The organism is Pseudomonas sp. 1L-C-7-B-C1, assembly GCF_057291635.1.
Map to the genome: position 1 here is coordinate 171,682 of NZ_JBXAWH010000012.1, position 16,367 is coordinate 188,048.

Here is a 16,367-nt window from a genome sequence, read left to right on the forward strand (position 1 = left end):
CAGCCGGGAAGAGGCCAGTTTGAGCACCACACATTTAGAGGTGTAGCCACCGACGCTTTCCCGGCTAAAGCCAGTCCTACTAGGCTTGCCCCGTCTACCGCGCCAACCATCCGCCGTCGATATTCCACGCCGCGCCACGCACCTGTGCCCCGGCTTCGCTGCATAGAAACAGGGTGAGTTCCCCTAGCTGCGAAGGCGTCACGAATTCCAGCGACGGCTGCTTCTCCGCCAGCAGGTCGTGCTTGGCCTGCTCCACATCACCCGTCTGCGCAGCCCGATCATCGATCTGCTTCTGCACAAGCGGCGTCAGCACCCACCCGGGGCAAATGGCGTTGCAGGTGACATTGCTGGCGACTGTCTCCAGGCCGACCACCTTGGTTAGACCAATGACGCCATGCTTGGCCGCCACGTAGGCCGCCTTGCCCGTCGAACCCACCAGGCCATGGACCGACGCAATGTTCACGATGCGCCCCCAGCCCTTGGCACGCATGCCCGGCAGGCACAACCGTGTGCTGTGGAACACCGACGACAGGTTGATGGCAATGATCTTGTCCCAGCTCTCGACGGGGAAATCCTCCACCGCATCGACGTGCTGAATCCCCGCGTTGTTGACCAGAATGTCGACGCCGCCAAACTCCCGCTCGGCGTAGGCAATCATGTCGGCGATCTGCGCGACATCGCTGACGTCCGCCGGGTGGTGGCCGACTTTGCCGCCGTACTGCTTGACTTGCTCGATCACCGCCGACGCATCGCCGAAACCGTTGAGCAGCAGATTTGCACCGGCCTTGGCCAGTGTCATCGCGATGCCCAGGCCGATGCCGCTGGTGGAGCCGGTGACCAGTGCGGTTTTGCCTTGCAGACTCATGTTCAATTCCTCATACGATGCCGGTTGCATAGAAAACCCCGATCACCACGAACACCGCCAGGGTCTTGATGATCGTGATGCCGAAGATGTCCTTGTAGGCCTCGCGGTGAGTCAGGCCAGTGACCGCCAGCAAGGTGATGACCGCGCCGTTGTGCGGCAGCGTGTCCATGCCGCCGCTGGCCATGGCCGCGACCCGGTGCAACACTTCCAGCGGGATGTTCGCCGCATGGGCCGCCGCGATGAAGCTGTCGGACATCGCCGCCAATGCAATGCTCATGCCTCCGGACGCCGATCCGGTGATGCCGGCCAGCAAGGTCACGGTAATCGCTTCGTTGACCAGCGGATTGGGAATGCTTTTCAGCCCGTCCGCCAGTACCAGAAATCCGGGCAACGAAGCAATCACAGCGCCAAAACCGTATTCCGACGCGGTGTTCATCGCCGCCAGCAGGGCACCGCTGACCGCACCTTTGCTACCCTCGGCCAGCTTCGATTTCACCGTGCGGAAGGCGAACAGCAGCACGAATAAAATGCCCACCAGCAACGCCGCCTCCACGGCCCAGATCGCGGTGATTTTGGCGATGTCGGTCTGCACCGGCGTCGCCATACCCGGCAGCGCGAGGGTGTGGGTCTTGCCGTACCACTGGGGAATCCACTGGGTGAACAGCAGGTTCATGATCCCGACCAGCAACAGCGGCGCCAACGCGATCCACGGGTTGGGCAGGGCGATATCGTCCGGAGTGTCCGGCTCGTTGCGCAATTCGGTGCCATAACCTTCGCCGGCACGCTGGGCCCGGTTGCGCTGGCGCTGCAGAAACAGCATGCCGACGCTGAACACGAACGCCGTGCCGATCAGCCCCAGCCACGGCGCCGCCCACGCCGTGGTGTTGAAGAAGGTCGACGGGATGATGTTCTGGATCTGCGGTGTGCCGGGCAGGGCGTCCATGGTGAACGAAAACGCGCCCAGGGCAATGGTCGCCGGAATCAGGCGTTTGGGAATGTTGCTCTGGCGGAACATCTCCGCGGCGAACGGGTAGACGGCAAACACGACCACGAACAGCGACACGCCGCCGTAGGTCAGCAGCGCGCAGACCAGCACGATCACCAGCATCGCCTGGCGGGTGCCAAGCAAGCGAATGGCAGCCGCCACGATGGAGCGCGAGAAGCCCGACAGCTCAATCAGCTTGCCGAACACGGCACCCAGCAGAAACACCGGAAAGTAGAGTTTGACGAAGCCGACCATCTTGTCCATGAACACGCCGGTGAAGGCGGGCGCCACGGCTGATGGGTCGGTGAGCAGCACGGCGCCGAGGGCGGCGATGGGGGCAAAGAGGATGACGCTGTAACCCCGGTAGGCAGCCAGCATCAGCAGCGTAAGCGCCGCTAAAGCGATGATCACACTCATCGAGTGTCTCCTGTTGTTTTTATTTTGGGTGCGGCGAGGCCGCGCAACAGGAGGTATAGCCAGTTTCATGCCATTACGCTAACTGGCTGATTCCTAACGCATTTGCTTGCTAGCGTGAAAACGAAGCGTCTGATCTGTCCAGAAAATGAGACCACTCCTGTGCAAGCGGCGTATGCCAAGCCAGTGTCCTGCCTCGCAACCGCTCTGGATCGGGATACCTGATGTTGATTCCAGATTCGTAGACGGACAGTCTCTCTATTGAGACTCGGCGATCCCCAATGCCGCCATCTTCTTGTACAGCGTCGAACGCCCCAGCCCCAATTGCCGGGCCGCGAGAATCACGTTACCCGCGCACTGCGCCAGCTTCGCCTGAATCAGTTCCCGGTCGAAATGCTGCCGAGCCTCGCTGTAGGTCTGATCATTGGATGCCAAGGGGCCGGTTGCCGGCGGGCTGGTCACCGGCACCAGCGTGCCGATGGCAGCGAGAATGTCGTTGGGGTTGAGTTGCAGATCGTCGCTCAGCAGCGCCGCGCGTTCGAGCACATTGCGCAGCTCGCGAATGTTACCCGGCCAGGCATGTTGCGCGAGGGCGGCCATGGCTGAAGGCGCCATTTCGTGCTGGCTGTGAAGGTCTTCGAGAATCGCCTCCGTCAGCGCCGGAATATCATCCAGCCGCTCGCGCAGCGGTGGTACACGGATCGGCAGCACGCTCAGTCGGTAATACAGGTCGGCGCGAAACTCGCCCCGCTTGATCGCCGCTTCGAGGTCCGTGGAAGTCGCCGCGATCAGCCGCACATCGCTTTTGATCATCTCGTTGGAGCCCACCGGCTCGTACTCTTTTTCCTGCAGCACCCGCAGCAACTTGCTCTGCAGCGGCAGGGGCATGTCGCCGATTTCGTCGAGAAACAGCGTGCCGCCCTCGGCCAGGTGCAATTTGCCGTTGCGGCCCTTGCGATCGGCGCCGGTGAACGCACCCGGGGCCGTGCCGAAGAACTCCGCCTCAAGCAACGCGTCGGGAATCGCTGCGCTGTTGATGCTGATGAAGGGTTTGTGGGCGCGGGGCGAGCTGTTGTGCACCGCGTGGGCGAGCAGCTCTTTGCCGGTGCCGGTCTCACCCAGCAGCAAAACCGGGGAATCGGTGCTGGCGCTACGGCGTGCGCGGCGTTTGACTTCCAGGCTGGCGGCACTGGTGCCGATGAAGTGGGCAAAGCTGTATTTGGCCTGGCGTGCGCGCAGCAGCGAGCGAGTCGAAGCCAGTTCCTGCTGCATGCTGGAATAGCGCTTGAGCAGCGGCGACAGGGCCTGCAGCTCGTCGAACAGTGCGAAACCGATGGCACCGATCACCGCGCCGCCGTCGTCGTGGATCGGCAGGCGCATGACCACCAGCGGGTCCTTCGCCGTGTCCATCATGTCCAGGAGAATAGGCTGGCCGTTGCTCGCCACCTGCCGCAGCAGGCTGCCGGGAATCACCTGCTCACAGGGCTGACCCACCGCTCGGCCCGGGTCTTCGAGGCCAAACCGGCGCGCGTAACGCTCGTTGATCCAGACGATGCGGGCATCCCGGTCGACGATAACCGTGCCTTCGCTGGACTGCTCGATGATCTCGAAGAGCGAACGGATCGCCAGTCGCCGAACGCGTCGGTAGTCCTTCAGGCTCTCACTGTCTTTCATGAGCGGTTCCATCCATCCTGTTCCTCGGCATCTGGCCGCACAGACTACTGGTTCGGACGAGCTTCAATTGAAACCGGGATGCGCCGCCGCCAGCAATTCCCGGGTGTAGGGGTGCTGCGGCGCATCGAATACGTCGTGGCTCGCGCCGCGCTCGACCACCTTGCCGTCCTTGACCACGATCAGGTCATGGGCCAGCGCCTTGACCACCGCCAGGTCGTGGCTGATGAACAGGTAAGTCAGGCCATGACGTTCCTGCAACTGACGCAGCAACGCGACAACCTGCTTCTGCACTGTGCGATCCAGTGCAGAGGTCGGTTCGTCGAGCAATATCAAGGCAGGTTTGAGCACAAGGGCGCGGGCAATGGCGATACGTTGACGCTGGCCACCGGAAAATTCGTGGGGATAGCGGTGCCGGCTCGACGGGTCGATGCCGACTTCCTCCAGCGCGCGAATCACTTCGGCCTCACAGCTGGCCTTGTCCAGGTCGCTGTGAACTTCCAGGCCCTCGCTGATGATCTGTGCCACCGACATGCGCGGGCTGAGGCTGCCGTAAGGGTCCTGAAAAACCACCTGCATCTGCTTGCGCCATGGGCGCATCTGCTTCTGATTGAGGCTGTCCAGCGCATGACCCTTGAAGCGGATACTGCCACGGGACTCCAGCAAGCGCAGGATGGCCTGACCAAGTGTCGACTTGCCCGAGCCGGATTCGCCGACGATTCCCAAAGTTTTGCCGCGCTCGATGCTCAGGCTGATGTCGTCGACGGCTTTCAGGTATTCGTGGTGCCGGTTGAAAATCCCGCCGCCGAGGGAGAACCAGACCCGCAGGTTATCGACCTCCAGCACCTTCTCGCGGGTGTCGCGGGGCAACGGTTCGCCCGCTGGTTCCGCGTCCAGCAGCAGGCGGCTGTAAGGGTGTTGCGGGTTCTTGAACAACAGCTGGCAATTGGACTGCTCGACGATTTCCCCGGCGCGCATGACGCACACCCGCTGGGCGATGCTGTGCACCAGATTCAGGTCGTGGCTGATCAGCAGCAGCGACATGTTCAACCGTTGCTGCAGCTGTTTGAGCAGCAGCAGGATCTTGCGCTGCACCGTCACGTCGAGCGCCGTGGTGGGCTCATCGGCAATCAGCAGTTCCGGCTCGCAGGCCAGGGCCATGGCGATCATCACCCGCTGGCGCTGACCGCCGGACAACTCGTGGGGGTAGGCCTTCAGGCGCTTTTTCGGGTGTTGAATGCCGACCAGCTCCAGCAGCTCGATGATCCGCGCCTGGGCCGCCTTGCCTGCCAGGCCCTTGTGCAGCAGCAAGGTCTCGCCGATTTGCCGGGACACTGTGTGCAGCGGGTTCAAAGAGGTCATCGGCTCCTGAAAGATCATCGCGATCTGATTGCCGCGCAGCTCGCGCATAACGTTGCCATCGGCTCCGAGCAGTTCCTTGCCGCGATAACGAATGCTGCCGGTGCTCAGCGTGCCGGCCTGGGGCAGCAGTTGCAGGATCGAGTGGGCGGTCACCGATTTGCCCGAGCCCGATTCGCCAACCAATGCCAGGCACTCGCCGGCCGGGATGTCCAGGCTCAGGTGCTTGACCACGGTGTGGCCGTTGAACGACACCGAGAGGTCGCGGATTTCGATCAGGTTTTCGGACATGTCAGGACCTCGGGTCGAAGGCATCCCGCAGGGCCTCGCCAATAAACACCAGCAGCGACAGGATCAGCGCCAGTGTGAAAAATGCCGTGAAGCCCAGCCATGGCGCCTGCAGGTTCTGCTTGCCCTGGGCAATCAGCTCGCCCAGTGAGGCGCTGCCGGCGGGCATGCCGAAGCCGAGGAAATCCAGCGCGGTCAGCGTGGAGATCGCCCCGGTCAGGATGAACGGCAGGTAACTCAGGGTGGCGTTCATCGCGTTGGGCAGGATGTGCCGCAGGATCACTTTGCGATCATCCAGCCCCAGCGCCCGCGCCGCTTTGACGTATTCCAGATTGCGCCCGCGCAGGAACTCGGCGCGCACCACGTCCACCAGCGCCAGCCATGAAAAGAGCGCCATGATCCCCAGCAGCCACCAGAAATTCGGCTCGACGAAGCCCGACAGAATGATCAGCAGGTACAGCACCGGCAGGCCGGACCAGACTTCCAGCAGGCGCTGGCCGAGCAAATCCACCCAGCCGCCGTAATAGCCCTGCAACGCGCCGGCGGCGATGCCGATCAGCGCACTGATGAAGGTCAGCGCCAGGGCAAACAGAATCGACACCCGCGCGCCGAAAATGACCCGGGCCAGCACGTCCCGAGCCTGATCGTCGGTGCCCAGCCAGTTGATCGAGGAGGGCGGGCTTGGTGCGGGTTTGTTCAGGTCATAGTTGGGCGTGTCATCGCTGAACGGGATCGGCGGAAACAGCATCCAGCCGTCGCCCTTGCTGATCAGCTGGCGCACGTAATCGCTGCGGTAATCCGGCTGAAACGGCAGCTGGCCGCCGAATTCCTGCTCGGTGTGGCGCTTGAAGGCGGGGAAGTACAGCTCGTGCTGATAACTCAGCACCAGGGGTTTGTCGTTGGCAATCAGCTCGCCGCACAGGCTGAGGACGAACAGTCCGCAGAACAACCACAACGACCACCAGCCACGGCGGTTATTACGAAAGCGCTCGAAGCGACGGCGTGCCACCGGAGACAGTCTGCGCATCACGCATTCCTCGCGCTGAAGTCGATTCGGGGGTCGACCAGGGTGTAGCAGATGTCCCCGACCAGCTTAATCAGCAACCCGAACAGCGTGAAGATGAACAGCGAACCGAACACCACCGGATAGTCCCGGGACACCGCGGCTTCGTAACTCATGCGGCCAAGGCCATCGAGGGAGAAGATCACTTCGATCATCAACGAACCGGCAAAGAACACGCTGATGAACGCCTGGGGAATGCCGGCCACGATCAGCAACATGGCATTGCGGAACACGTGGCCGTAAAGCACCCGTCGCTCACTCAATCCCTTGGCCCTGGCGGTCACCACGTACTGGCGGGTGACTTCGTTCAAGAAGGAGTTTTTGGTCAGAATGGTCAGCGTCGCGAAGCCGCCAATCACCAGGGACGTCACCGGCAACACCAGGTGCCAGAAGTAGTCGGCGATCTTGCCCAGGGTGCTCAGTTGATCGAAGTTCTCGGACACCAACCCGCGCACCGGGAACCAGCTCAGCGACGTGCCGCCGGCGAACAGCACCACCAACAGCATGGCGAACAGAAAAGCCGGCATCGCATAGCCGATGATGATGGCCGTGCTGCTCCAAATGTCGAAGTGGCTGCCGTGCTTGACCGCCTTGCGGATGCCCAAGGGGATCGACACCAGGTAGGTAATCAACGTTGCCCACAGCCCCAACGAAATGGAGACGGGCATCTTCTGCAGGATCAGGTCCGTGACCTTGGCGCCGCGAAAGAAGCTGTTGCCGAAATCCAGTTGCGCGTAGTTCTTCAGCATCAGCCACAAGCGCTCATGCAGGGGCTTGTCGAAGCCGTACTGGCGCTCGATTTCCTTGATCAGCTTGGGGTCGAGGCCGCGGCTGGCCCGGGACTGACCCGCATTCATGGTTTCGGTATGGCCGGCGCCGATGGTGCCGCCGGCCACGCCTTGCAGCTTGGCGATGGCTTGCTCGACCGGCCCGCCCGGCGCGGCCTGCACGATGAAGAAGTTGACCAGCAGAATGCACAGCAGCGTCGGAATGATCAGCAGCAGGCGCCTCATCAGGTAGCCGAGCATTACTTGACCTCCGAAGGAATGGCCGAAGCGCCCCGTTGCTGGGCGAACTCTTCATTGGTCAGGGCCTGGGGGCTGACTTCCCACCAGGTGTCTATGGCCTCGCTATTGCTGGCCTGTACCTTGGGAATACCGAAGCGGTTCCACCACACGGTGGACGAGCCCGGTGGGTAATAGTTGGGTATCCAGTAGAAGCCCCACTGCAGCACCCGGTCCAGGGCATGGGCGTAATCGACCATCGCGGGTTTGCTGTCGGCTTTGGCCAGGCCCTCGATCAGGGAGTCGACGGCCGGATCGCGCAGGACCATGTAGTTGCTGGAGCCGGAATCGGTAGCGACTTTCGAGCCGAAGTTGTTGTACAGCTCCATGCCGGGGGAGGTCGAGACGCCGTAACCGGTGACGATCATGTCGTAATCCCGGGCCATGACCCGGTTCAGGTACTGCGCCGAGTCGATGCGGCGAATTTCGAAATCGATGCCGATCTGCGCCAGATTGCGCTTGTACGGCAGCAGGATTTTCTCGAAGCCGCTCTGGCCGTTGAGAAAGGTAAAGCTCAACGGCTCGCCCTGGGCGTTGACCAGCTTGTCGCCCTGGGGCATCCAGCCTGCCTCTTCGAGCAGCGCCAGGGCCAGCAGCTGTTTGTCGCGAATGAAACCGCTGCCATCGGTTTTCGGGGTTTTGAATACGGTGGTGAAGACTTCGGGCGGCACCTGACCGCGCAGCGGTTCAAGGATCTTCAACTCGGACTCGGTCGGCAACGCCGTGGCCGCCAGATCACTGTTGGAGAAGTAGCTGTTCTGACGCACATAGACGTTGCGCATCATCTGTTTGTTGGTCCATTCGAAGTCCCACAGCATTGCCAGCGCCTGACGTACGCGACGGTCCTGAAACTTTGGACGGTCGAGATTGAAGATGAACCCCTGAGAGCTCTGCACCGCGCCCTTGGCCAGGTGCGCCCGCTGCAGGCGGCCCTCGGTCAAGGCCGGGCTGTCGTAACCGATGGAATAACCGGTGGCGGAATACTCGCGGTTGTAGTCGTAACCGCCACCGCGCAGCACCTGACGGGCGACGTCGGTGTCGCCGAAATACTCGACGCTGAAATGATCGAAGTTGTACTGGCCGCGATTGACCGGGAGGTCCTTGCCCCACCAGTCAGGGTTGCGTTCGAAAGTGATACTGCGACCGGGATCGACCTTGCCGATGCGATACGGGCCGCTGCCCACCGGGATCTCGAAGCCGCCGCCGTTGGCAAAGTCGCGGTCCTTCCACCAATGCTCGGGAAACACTGGCAGCGAGGCCAGGTCCAGCGGCAGGGTGCGGCTCTCGTTGCTCTTGAAATCAAACCGGATTTGCGTCGGCGACTCGACTTCGACGCCTTTGACGTCCTGAAACTCGGTGCGGTACGACAGGCTGCCCTGGGTCATCAGCAGGTTATAGGTGTAACGCACGTCTTCGGCGGTGATGGCCGAGCCGTCGGAGAATTTTGCTTTAGGGCTCAGGTAGAACCGCAATGACAGGCCGTCGGGGGCGCGCTCCATCTTTTCTGCGATCAAGCCGTAAACGGTGTACGGCTCGTCCAGCGACTTCACCGCCAGGGGCGAGTACAGCAAGCCGTTGACTTGAGCGACGCCGGTGCCTTTGTCGAGGTAGGGCATGATGTGATCGAACTGGCCGATCTCCTGCGCAGAGCGGCGCATGCTGCCGCCTTTCGGGGCGTCGGCATTGACGTAATCGAAGTGTCCGAAATTAGCCGGATAGCGCGGCGCCTCACCGTAAACGGTCAACGCGTGTTGCGGGGCGGCGGACAAAACCTGAAAACCAGAAACGAAGACGAGTGTTGCGACCATCAGCGATGACAAAACAAAACGCATTGCACGAATCCTGACTGACATTGGCGAGCAACATCAGGGTTGAAGGTCATGACGGCGCGGGTGGCCGGTCCGGTTTTTTATTGATTACCCCGGTGGCAAGGTACCGCAAAGCCGGAGTCTTTGTAACCGGACAATACAGCTCTGGAGCAAGGATCCGATAAACAAACGGCCCGCTTTCAAGGGCGGGCCGTTGGTGCAGCAGCGCGGAGGATCAGTCCTGGCGGCTGGTCACTTCCAGCAGGTGGTAACCGAACTGGGTTTTCACCGGGCCCTGGACCACGTTCACCGGTGCGCTGAACACCACGGTGTCGAATTCCTTGACCATTTGACCCGGGCCGAAGGAGCCCAGGTCGCCACCTTGACGGCTGGACGGGCAGCTGGAATTCTCTTTGGCGACTTCGGCGAAATCAGCGCCGCCTTCGATCTGCGCTTTGAGTTCGTTGCACTTCTCTTCGCTGGATACGAGGATGTGGCGGGCAGTGGCTTTGGCCATTTTGGGTGACTCCTGTGAAAAAAAGAAACGAGCGTACCGGAATAAGGGCCACGTTTCCCGAGAAAGTTCAGGCGCCGTTGTCCGGTCGTGACAGATGACATCGTCGATTAAAGCCCTTTGCTGAACAGCAGAGCGGCGTGGTCCACGTACAGCTTCACCGGATCGACCTGCCTGCGCACCAGGCCCGCGCTCTGGTTGATTGAGTCCACATGATCCATCGGGTAGTCGGAGCGGATCACCTTGCCAAAGTGGGAGCTGAAGCGGCCGACCAGACCGTCGTTGGATGCAGTCTCCTTCTCAAACAGCAGCGCGGAACTGCGCAACGCCAGGTGCAGCGGGTCTAAGGCATTGCGGCCTTCGGAAAACAGTGAGCCGTCGATGCAGCCGCTCCACGAGTAATAGTGAACGCCGTTGACCCGTTCAGCGCCTTCGCCGCCCCACGTCGATGGCAGCCCATGGGAATACTTGCGGTTGAACGCCGCGACGCCCTCGGTCGTCAGCGCATCCAGCGCCTGAACCGGGTCTTGGGGAAGGTCCGAGTTGCCGCTCAGCAGCGCAAGGAAGTGAGCGAAACCTGCGGTCATTCGCGAAGCCACTGCTTCAGGCATCTCCCCAGGCGTCAGCGCCCGGCGCACCCGGTCTGCTACCTCCGAGCCGTGATTGGGGCCGCTCACGGAAGTGACCGACGCCACGATGTCGGGGCGTAGCGCGGCAGCATAGCGTGAGGTCAACGCGCCCTGGCTATGTCCGATCAGGTTGACCTTTAGATAACCGGTGCGGCGCAGGAAGCGTTCGATCTGATCAATCAATTGCTCGCCGCGGGTTTCGTTGTCGTGGACGCCAGACAACGCCGGCACGTGAACCCTGCAGCCAGCTTTCTCCAATGCCTGAGGGATGGCATGGAACATTTCAGCGTTGCCGATCCGGTCAAAACCGAACAAACCGTGGACCAGCAAGAGGGGGTACTTGGTGGTGACTTCCTTGTGCATGTCGATCACTCCTTGGATATAAAAGAAGGATCGAGCTTAACCAGCGAAAGTCACGGGCGGAGCGGGTCGCGGGGTGTGGCCATGCGCCGGTTAGTGCAGGCTGTGGGGAGCGTCGCACCGCTCCAGGCCTTTTGTTCCGGAGAGGCTGGAAAAGGCGCTGGCGCTGCGGTGCAAATACACCCGGCGCGCGGGGCGCTTTCCCACGACGGGCGTCTTCACTGCCACGGGCCGCCGCTGATGGCGACGACGATTAGGCGGGAAGCCGGCGACATGGCCGGCACCGGCTTCCTGTTTGCAGACGTTACTGGAAAAGCGGCTGGACACGTAATTGCATGAGTTACCTGTAGCGCAGTTTGTTCACGGCATCGCGCAGCAGGTCCTCGGTGGACGCCCAACCCAGGCACGCGTCCGTCACCGACACACCGTATTTAAGGGAAGCACTCAGCGGCTGGCAGCCTTCGAACAGATGGCTCTCCAGCATCATGCCGATCAGTGTTCGGTCGCCGGCCAGTCGTTGCTGCAGCACGTCGTTGAACACGGCCGGCTGACGCAGCGGATCCTTGCCGCTGTTGGCGTGACTGCAATCGACCATGATGCGGGCGGCCATGCGGCGCTTCGCCAGGCTGGCATTCACCGCTGCAACGCTCGCCGCGTCGTAGTTGGGACCGCCGTGACCGCCCCGCAGCACGATGTGGGTGTCCGGATTGCCCGACGTCTCGACAATCGCCGGGTGCCCCTGGGAGTCCATGCCGAAATGGCGGTGGGCGTGGGCCGCCGAGCGAATGGCGTCGCAGGCCACGGAGATGCCGCCGTCGGTGCCGTTCTTGAAGCCCGTGGGCACGCCGAGGCCGCTGGCCATTTCCCGATGGATCTGCGATTCGGTTGTCCTTGCGCCAATCGCCACCCAACTCAGGACGTCATCGAAGTAACCCGCCGCCATTGGTTGCAGCAGCTCCGTAGCAATCGGCAAGCCGAGCCGGACCATTTCACGCATCAGCTGCCGCGACAGGGCCAGGCCCTCGGCCATGTCGTCACTGCCATCAAGGGCAGGGTCGTACGCGAGGCCTTTCCAGCCAACCGTGGTGCGGGGCTTCTCGACATAGGCGCGCATCACCAGCAGCATCTGGTCGCTGACTTCGGCGGCCAAGCGTGCCAGGCGTTCGGCGTATTCAAGGACGGCGTGGGGATCGTGGATCGAGCACGGGCCGACAACGACCAGCAGGCGCGAATCTTCACCATTGAGAATGGCGCGGATCGACTGGCGGTGGGCAGCGACCTGGGCGGTCTGGGCAGCATCCAGCGGCAGTTGGTGTTTCAGCGCGAACGGCGTGGGCAGGCGTTTCGGGGCAGGGCGGCTGTCATCCAGGATGACGGGGCCGGACGGCAGATCGATGAGGGTATTGCTGACAACGGGCGAATTCATGTGCTGGCTTCCTGGTCGGCGGTAGTCCCGCGCGGACCTACTGGGGTGTTCGACAATTGGCCGGATTGGCTGTGAGCAAGGCGATGCCACCTGTCAGTGACCGATCGGAGGCGGCAGGCTGTCCCGAACGGAGGTTGCTAAATCGCCAGGCGAAGTCGGTGGCGTTGCGGTAATAGTGGTTGCGGTTCATGTGTTGCTCCTCGAATCAATCAGTCAGAAATGTGTGGCCCAGAAAAACAAAACCCCCGGTCGGGAAGCCGACCGGGGGTGAGAGTTATCTCTGGTGGGCGTCCCGAAGTTCAGGGCGCCGTGTGGGTATCAGGCGCGCCAGTGGCTAAACCAATACCCATAAAAATAAGAAGCAGGAGCGTTAGACGTCGTCGCATTCCAGGCAGCCGCACGCTCAGCCAGACGTGAACCGTGGGCGGCGCTGAACAGCTGGGTGGAAAGGGAAGGCAACATGGTCTGTCTCCGTGGAATGCCGCCGAGCTTACTTCAGACCCGTCGGGTTCTTCAATTGGAAATTGCAATGGAAGTGATTGGGGCCCTATAAGGAGCAATGCTTAAAGCGGCAACAAGCCAATTCAGTCCTCGGGCACTTCCGAAGACCCGGCTTCATGGGGTATCACGCCGATCTTCATTCCCAACAGCACAGCGACTTTGTGCGACTCGCCCCGGCGCCCCTTCTTGCGCCCGGATAACACTTGATAGGTTGTCGCCGGGTCCACGCCGTGCTCCCTGGCAAACTCTTGAACTGATTTGCCTTGCTGTTCCAGCCATGCCTTGGCTTGTGCGGCGGTACGGATTCCGGGCATAGTTCAAAACCGTTCAAGTTCGTTCAAATTATTTCGATTCTATCACTCAAAAGAGTGGTGTCAACAAGGCTATGCATCCAAATGAGTGGAATAGGTGCCCGAATTAGGGAAGAGCGCGAGCGCTTGGGGCTTTCACAGCGCGCATTCGGTGAAATAGGTGGCGTGGAAGCCAACGCTCAGGGCAAGTACGAAAACGGTGAACGCACCCCCAAGGCTGATTATCTTGCCCGCGTTGCACCTCGCGGTGTTGACGTGTTGTACGTGCTGACGGGGTCTCGTACGCCGGTGCCCATCGTCGGTCTGAGCGAAAACGAGGAGTGGATGGTGGGCAGTTATCGCACGCTGGGCAAGGAAGAGCAGGATGCCATCTGCCGGTTGACTACCACCCTGGCGGAATACCAGAGCAGCTACGCCCCAGACAAGAAGCCATAGGGCATTTCGAGCGATGCAGCGGTCGGGCGTTTGAAGATTTTTATCAAGTTTTTGGGTCGATGATGATAGTTTGTCGGCATCGTTACAGATCATCTGGCACACATGCACAAGCAGTGCTCCAGAGCAGGTCGCTTACTTTCTTTTTGTTAACGTGGCGGGTAGTCGTCATGAATTGTTCGGTGAGGTGTCTGCTTGATTAGGGTGCTGGTTGTCGATGACCACGATCTGGTTCGGACAGGTATCACGCGCATGTTGGCCGACATTGAAGGCTTGCAGGTGGTGGGACAGGCCGAGTCCGGCGAAGAGTCGTTGCAGAAGGCCCGCGAGCTGAAACCCGATGTCGTGCTGATGGACGTCAAGATGCCCGGCATCGGCGGGCTGGAAGCCACGCGCAAACTCATCCGCAGCCACCCCGACATGAAGGTGGTGGCGGTCACGGTGTGCGAAGAAGACCCGTTTCCCACACGGCTGCTGCAAGCCGGCGCGGCGGGATACATGACCAAGGGCGCCGGTCTGACCGAAATGGTTCAGGCCATTCGCCTGGTGTTCGCGGGGCAACGCTACATCAGCCCGCAGATCGCCCAGCAACTGGCGCTCAAGTCGTTCCAGCCGCAGACCAGCAACTCGCCGTTCGATCTCTTGTCCGAGCGGGAAATCCAGATTGCCCTTATGATTGTCGGCTGCCAGAAAGTGCAGACAATATCCGACAAGCTCTGCCTGTCCCCCAAAACCGTGAATACCTACCGGTACCGCATATTCGAGAAGCTGTCGATTAGCAGTGACGTTGAGCTGGCCCTGCTGGCCGTTCGTCACGGCATGGTCGACGCCAGCGCATAAATGACCCAACCGTTTGATCCCAGTGCTTTTCTGTCCACCTGCAGTGGCCGCCCCGGCGTATATCGAATGTTCGATATCGACGGCAAGCTGCTGTACGTCGGCAAGGCCAAGAATTTAAAGAAACGCCTCGCCAGCTATTTCCGCAAGACCGGCCATGCCCCGAAAACCGGGGCGCTGGTCGCTCGGATCGCTCAGGTTGAAACCACCATCACCGCCAACGAAACCGAGGCGCTGCTGCTGGAACAAACCCTGATCAAGGAGTCGCGTCCGCCCTACAACATCCTGTTGCGCGACGACAAGTCCTACCCCTATGTGCACCTGTCCGACGGCGAATTTCCCCGGCTGAGCATTCATCGTGGTGCCAAAAAGGCCAAGGGCCGCTACTTCGGGCCTTACCCTAGCGCCGGTGCGATTCGCGAAAGCCTGAGCATTCTGCAGAAGACCTTCCATGTTCGTCAGTGCGAAGACAGCTTCTACAAGAACCGCACCCGGCCTTGCCTGCAGTATCAGATCAAGCGCTGCAAGGCGCCCTGCGTGAACCTCGTCGAGCCTCAGGTCTACAACGAGGACGTGCGTCACTCGGTGATGTTTCTCGAGGGGCGCAGCAATGCCCTCACTGACGAGCTCAACGCGCTGATGGAAAAGTCGGCGATGAATCTGGATTTCGAGCACGCCGCCGAGCTGCGTGACCAGATTGGTCTGCTGCGTCGCGTGCAGGACCAGCAGAGCATGGACGGCGGCACCGGCGACGTTGACGTGGTGGCGGCGTTCGTCAATCCGGGCGGCGCCTGCGTGCACTTGATCAGCGTGCGTGGCGGGCGGGTGCTGGGCAGCAAGAATTTCTTCCCCCAGGTCGGGATCGAGGAGGAGGTGGGCGAAGTCATGTCTGCCTTCCTGGCCCAATATTTCCTGGGCGGCGGCGAGCGCGAATTGCCGGGCGAAGTCATCGTCAACGTGGTCAGCGAGGATTTTCCGGCGCTGATCGACGCAATTGATGCTTCGCGCGGCCGCGAAATCATCATCAGCCATCGGGTGCGTGGCACCCGCGCGCGCTGGCAGCAACTGGCCGTGACCAACGCGGAGCAAGCGCTGATGGCGCGGCTCGCTAACCGTCAGCACGTCACTGCGCGGTTTGAAGCATTGGCTCAGGTGCTCAAGCTGGACGAGCCGCCGCAGCGCCTGGAATGCTATGACATCAGCCATTCCAGTGGCGAAGCCACGGTGGCGTCGTGCGTGGTGTTCGGTCCCGAGGGTCCGATCAAATCTGATTACCGCCGCTACAACATTGAAGGCGTTACGGCGGGAGATGACTACGCCGCCATGCACCAGGCGCTCACCCGTCGCTTCAGCAGAATCAAGGACGGCGAAGGCAAATTGCCGGACATCCTCCTGGTGGACGGCGGCAAGGGCCAGTTGAGCATGGCCCGTGACGTGATGAACGAGCTGGCCATACCCGATCTGATTTTATTGGGTGTTGCCAAGGGCGCTACGCGCAAAGCCGGTTTCGAAACGCTGTACTTGAATGACGCGGCCCATGAGTTCACCCTCAAGGGCGATTCCCCCGCGCTGCACCTGATCCAGCAAATCCGCGACGAGGCGCACCGGTTCGCGATCACCGGGCACCGTGCGCGGCGTGGCAAAACCCGTCGCACTTCAACCCTGGAAGGGGTGGCAGGCGTAGGCCCGACCCGTCGTCGCGATCTGCTCAAGCACTTCGGAGGCCTTCAGGAATTGTCCCGGGCCAGCATCGAAGAAATCGCCAAAGCGCCAGGAATCAGCAAAAAGCTCGCAGAGTCGATTTATGCAAACCTGCACAGCGAGTAGAATGCTCGCTCAC

The 16,367-nt window shown here is 61.3% G+C and carries 14 protein-coding genes; 3 read left to right on the forward strand and 11 right to left on the reverse strand.

Annotated features, from left to right (window positions below):
• Window positions 1–94: 94 nt before the first annotated feature.
• From AC0Z8Z_RS19100 to AC0Z8Z_RS19150, 11 genes are all read right to left on the reverse strand, one after another.
• A complete protein-coding gene (locus AC0Z8Z_RS19100; protein WP_172611988.1) occupies window positions 95–865 on the reverse strand; it encodes a 3-hydroxybutyrate dehydrogenase in 771 nt (256 codons plus the stop codon).
• 10 nt (window positions 866–875) lie between these two features.
• Window positions 876–2,267, reverse strand: coding sequence for a GntP family permease (locus AC0Z8Z_RS19105; RefSeq protein WP_205483614.1), 1,392 nt, complete (start codon window positions 2,265–2,267; stop codon window positions 876–878).
• 255 nt (window positions 2,268–2,522) lie between these two features.
• Entirely contained in the window at window positions 2,523–3,938 is a 1,416-nt protein-coding gene (locus AC0Z8Z_RS19110; RefSeq protein ID WP_485620148.1) for a sigma-54 interaction domain-containing protein, read from the reverse strand.
• 63 nt (window positions 3,939–4,001) lie between these two features.
• Window positions 4,002–5,585: an ABC transporter ATP-binding protein gene (locus tag AC0Z8Z_RS19115; RefSeq protein ID WP_122624573.1), complete on the reverse strand. Its 1,584-nt coding sequence runs from the start codon at window positions 5,583–5,585 to the stop codon at window positions 4,002–4,004.
• Between the two features lies 1 nt (window position 5,586).
• A complete protein-coding gene (locus tag AC0Z8Z_RS19120) occupies window positions 5,587–6,609 on the reverse strand; it encodes an ABC transporter permease (RefSeq protein ID WP_485620149.1) in 1,023 nt (340 codons plus the stop codon).
• Window positions 6,609–7,673: a microcin C ABC transporter permease YejB gene (locus AC0Z8Z_RS19125; RefSeq protein WP_122537204.1), complete on the reverse strand. Its 1,065-nt coding sequence runs from the start codon at window positions 7,671–7,673 to the stop codon at window positions 6,609–6,611. Before AC0Z8Z_RS19125 ends, AC0Z8Z_RS19120 begins: the two co-directional genes overlap by 1 nt.
• A complete protein-coding gene (locus tag AC0Z8Z_RS19130; protein ID WP_485620150.1) occupies window positions 7,673–9,541 on the reverse strand; it encodes an extracellular solute-binding protein in 1,869 nt (622 codons plus the stop codon). The genes AC0Z8Z_RS19125 and AC0Z8Z_RS19130 overlap by 1 nt, the downstream gene beginning before the upstream one ends.
• A gap of 211 nt (window positions 9,542–9,752) precedes the next feature.
• Window positions 9,753–10,034 (reverse strand): peptidylprolyl isomerase, encoded by a 282-nt coding sequence (locus AC0Z8Z_RS19135; protein WP_122624576.1) that lies wholly within the window; start codon window positions 10,032–10,034, stop codon window positions 9,753–9,755.
• Window positions 10,035–10,141: 107 nt separating this feature from the next.
• The gene (locus AC0Z8Z_RS19140) at window positions 10,142–11,023 is read right to left on the reverse strand and encodes an esterase/lipase family protein (protein WP_485620151.1); all 882 of its coding nucleotides are present in this window, start codon (window positions 11,021–11,023) and stop codon (window positions 10,142–10,144) included.
• A gap of 337 nt (window positions 11,024–11,360) precedes the next feature.
• Window positions 11,361–12,446, reverse strand: a complete 1,086-nt coding sequence (locus tag AC0Z8Z_RS19145; RefSeq protein WP_485620152.1) for a 3-deoxy-7-phosphoheptulonate synthase — start codon at window positions 12,444–12,446, stop codon at window positions 11,361–11,363.
• 584 nt (window positions 12,447–13,030) lie between these two features.
• Entirely contained in the window at window positions 13,031–13,261 is a 231-nt protein-coding gene (locus tag AC0Z8Z_RS19150) for a DNA-binding protein (protein ID WP_485620153.1), read from the reverse strand.
• A gap of 81 nt (window positions 13,262–13,342) precedes the next feature.
• On the opposite strand from AC0Z8Z_RS19150, the gene AC0Z8Z_RS19155 reads away from it, so the two are divergent.
• From AC0Z8Z_RS19155 to uvrC, 3 genes are all read left to right on the forward strand, one after another.
• Entirely contained in the window at window positions 13,343–13,693 is a 351-nt protein-coding gene (locus tag AC0Z8Z_RS19155; RefSeq protein WP_122624578.1) for a helix-turn-helix domain-containing protein, read from the forward strand.
• Between the two features lie 192 nt (window positions 13,694–13,885).
• Window positions 13,886–14,530 carry a response regulator transcription factor GacA gene (gene gacA / locus AC0Z8Z_RS19160; RefSeq protein WP_065990451.1) on the forward strand — a complete coding sequence of 215 codons (645 nt, stop codon included), beginning with the start codon at window positions 13,886–13,888 and terminating at the stop codon, window positions 14,528–14,530.
• A complete protein-coding gene (gene uvrC / locus AC0Z8Z_RS19165; RefSeq protein WP_122537198.1) occupies window positions 14,531–16,354 on the forward strand; it encodes an excinuclease ABC subunit UvrC in 1,824 nt (607 codons plus the stop codon).
• Window positions 16,355–16,367: the final 13 nt, after the last annotated feature.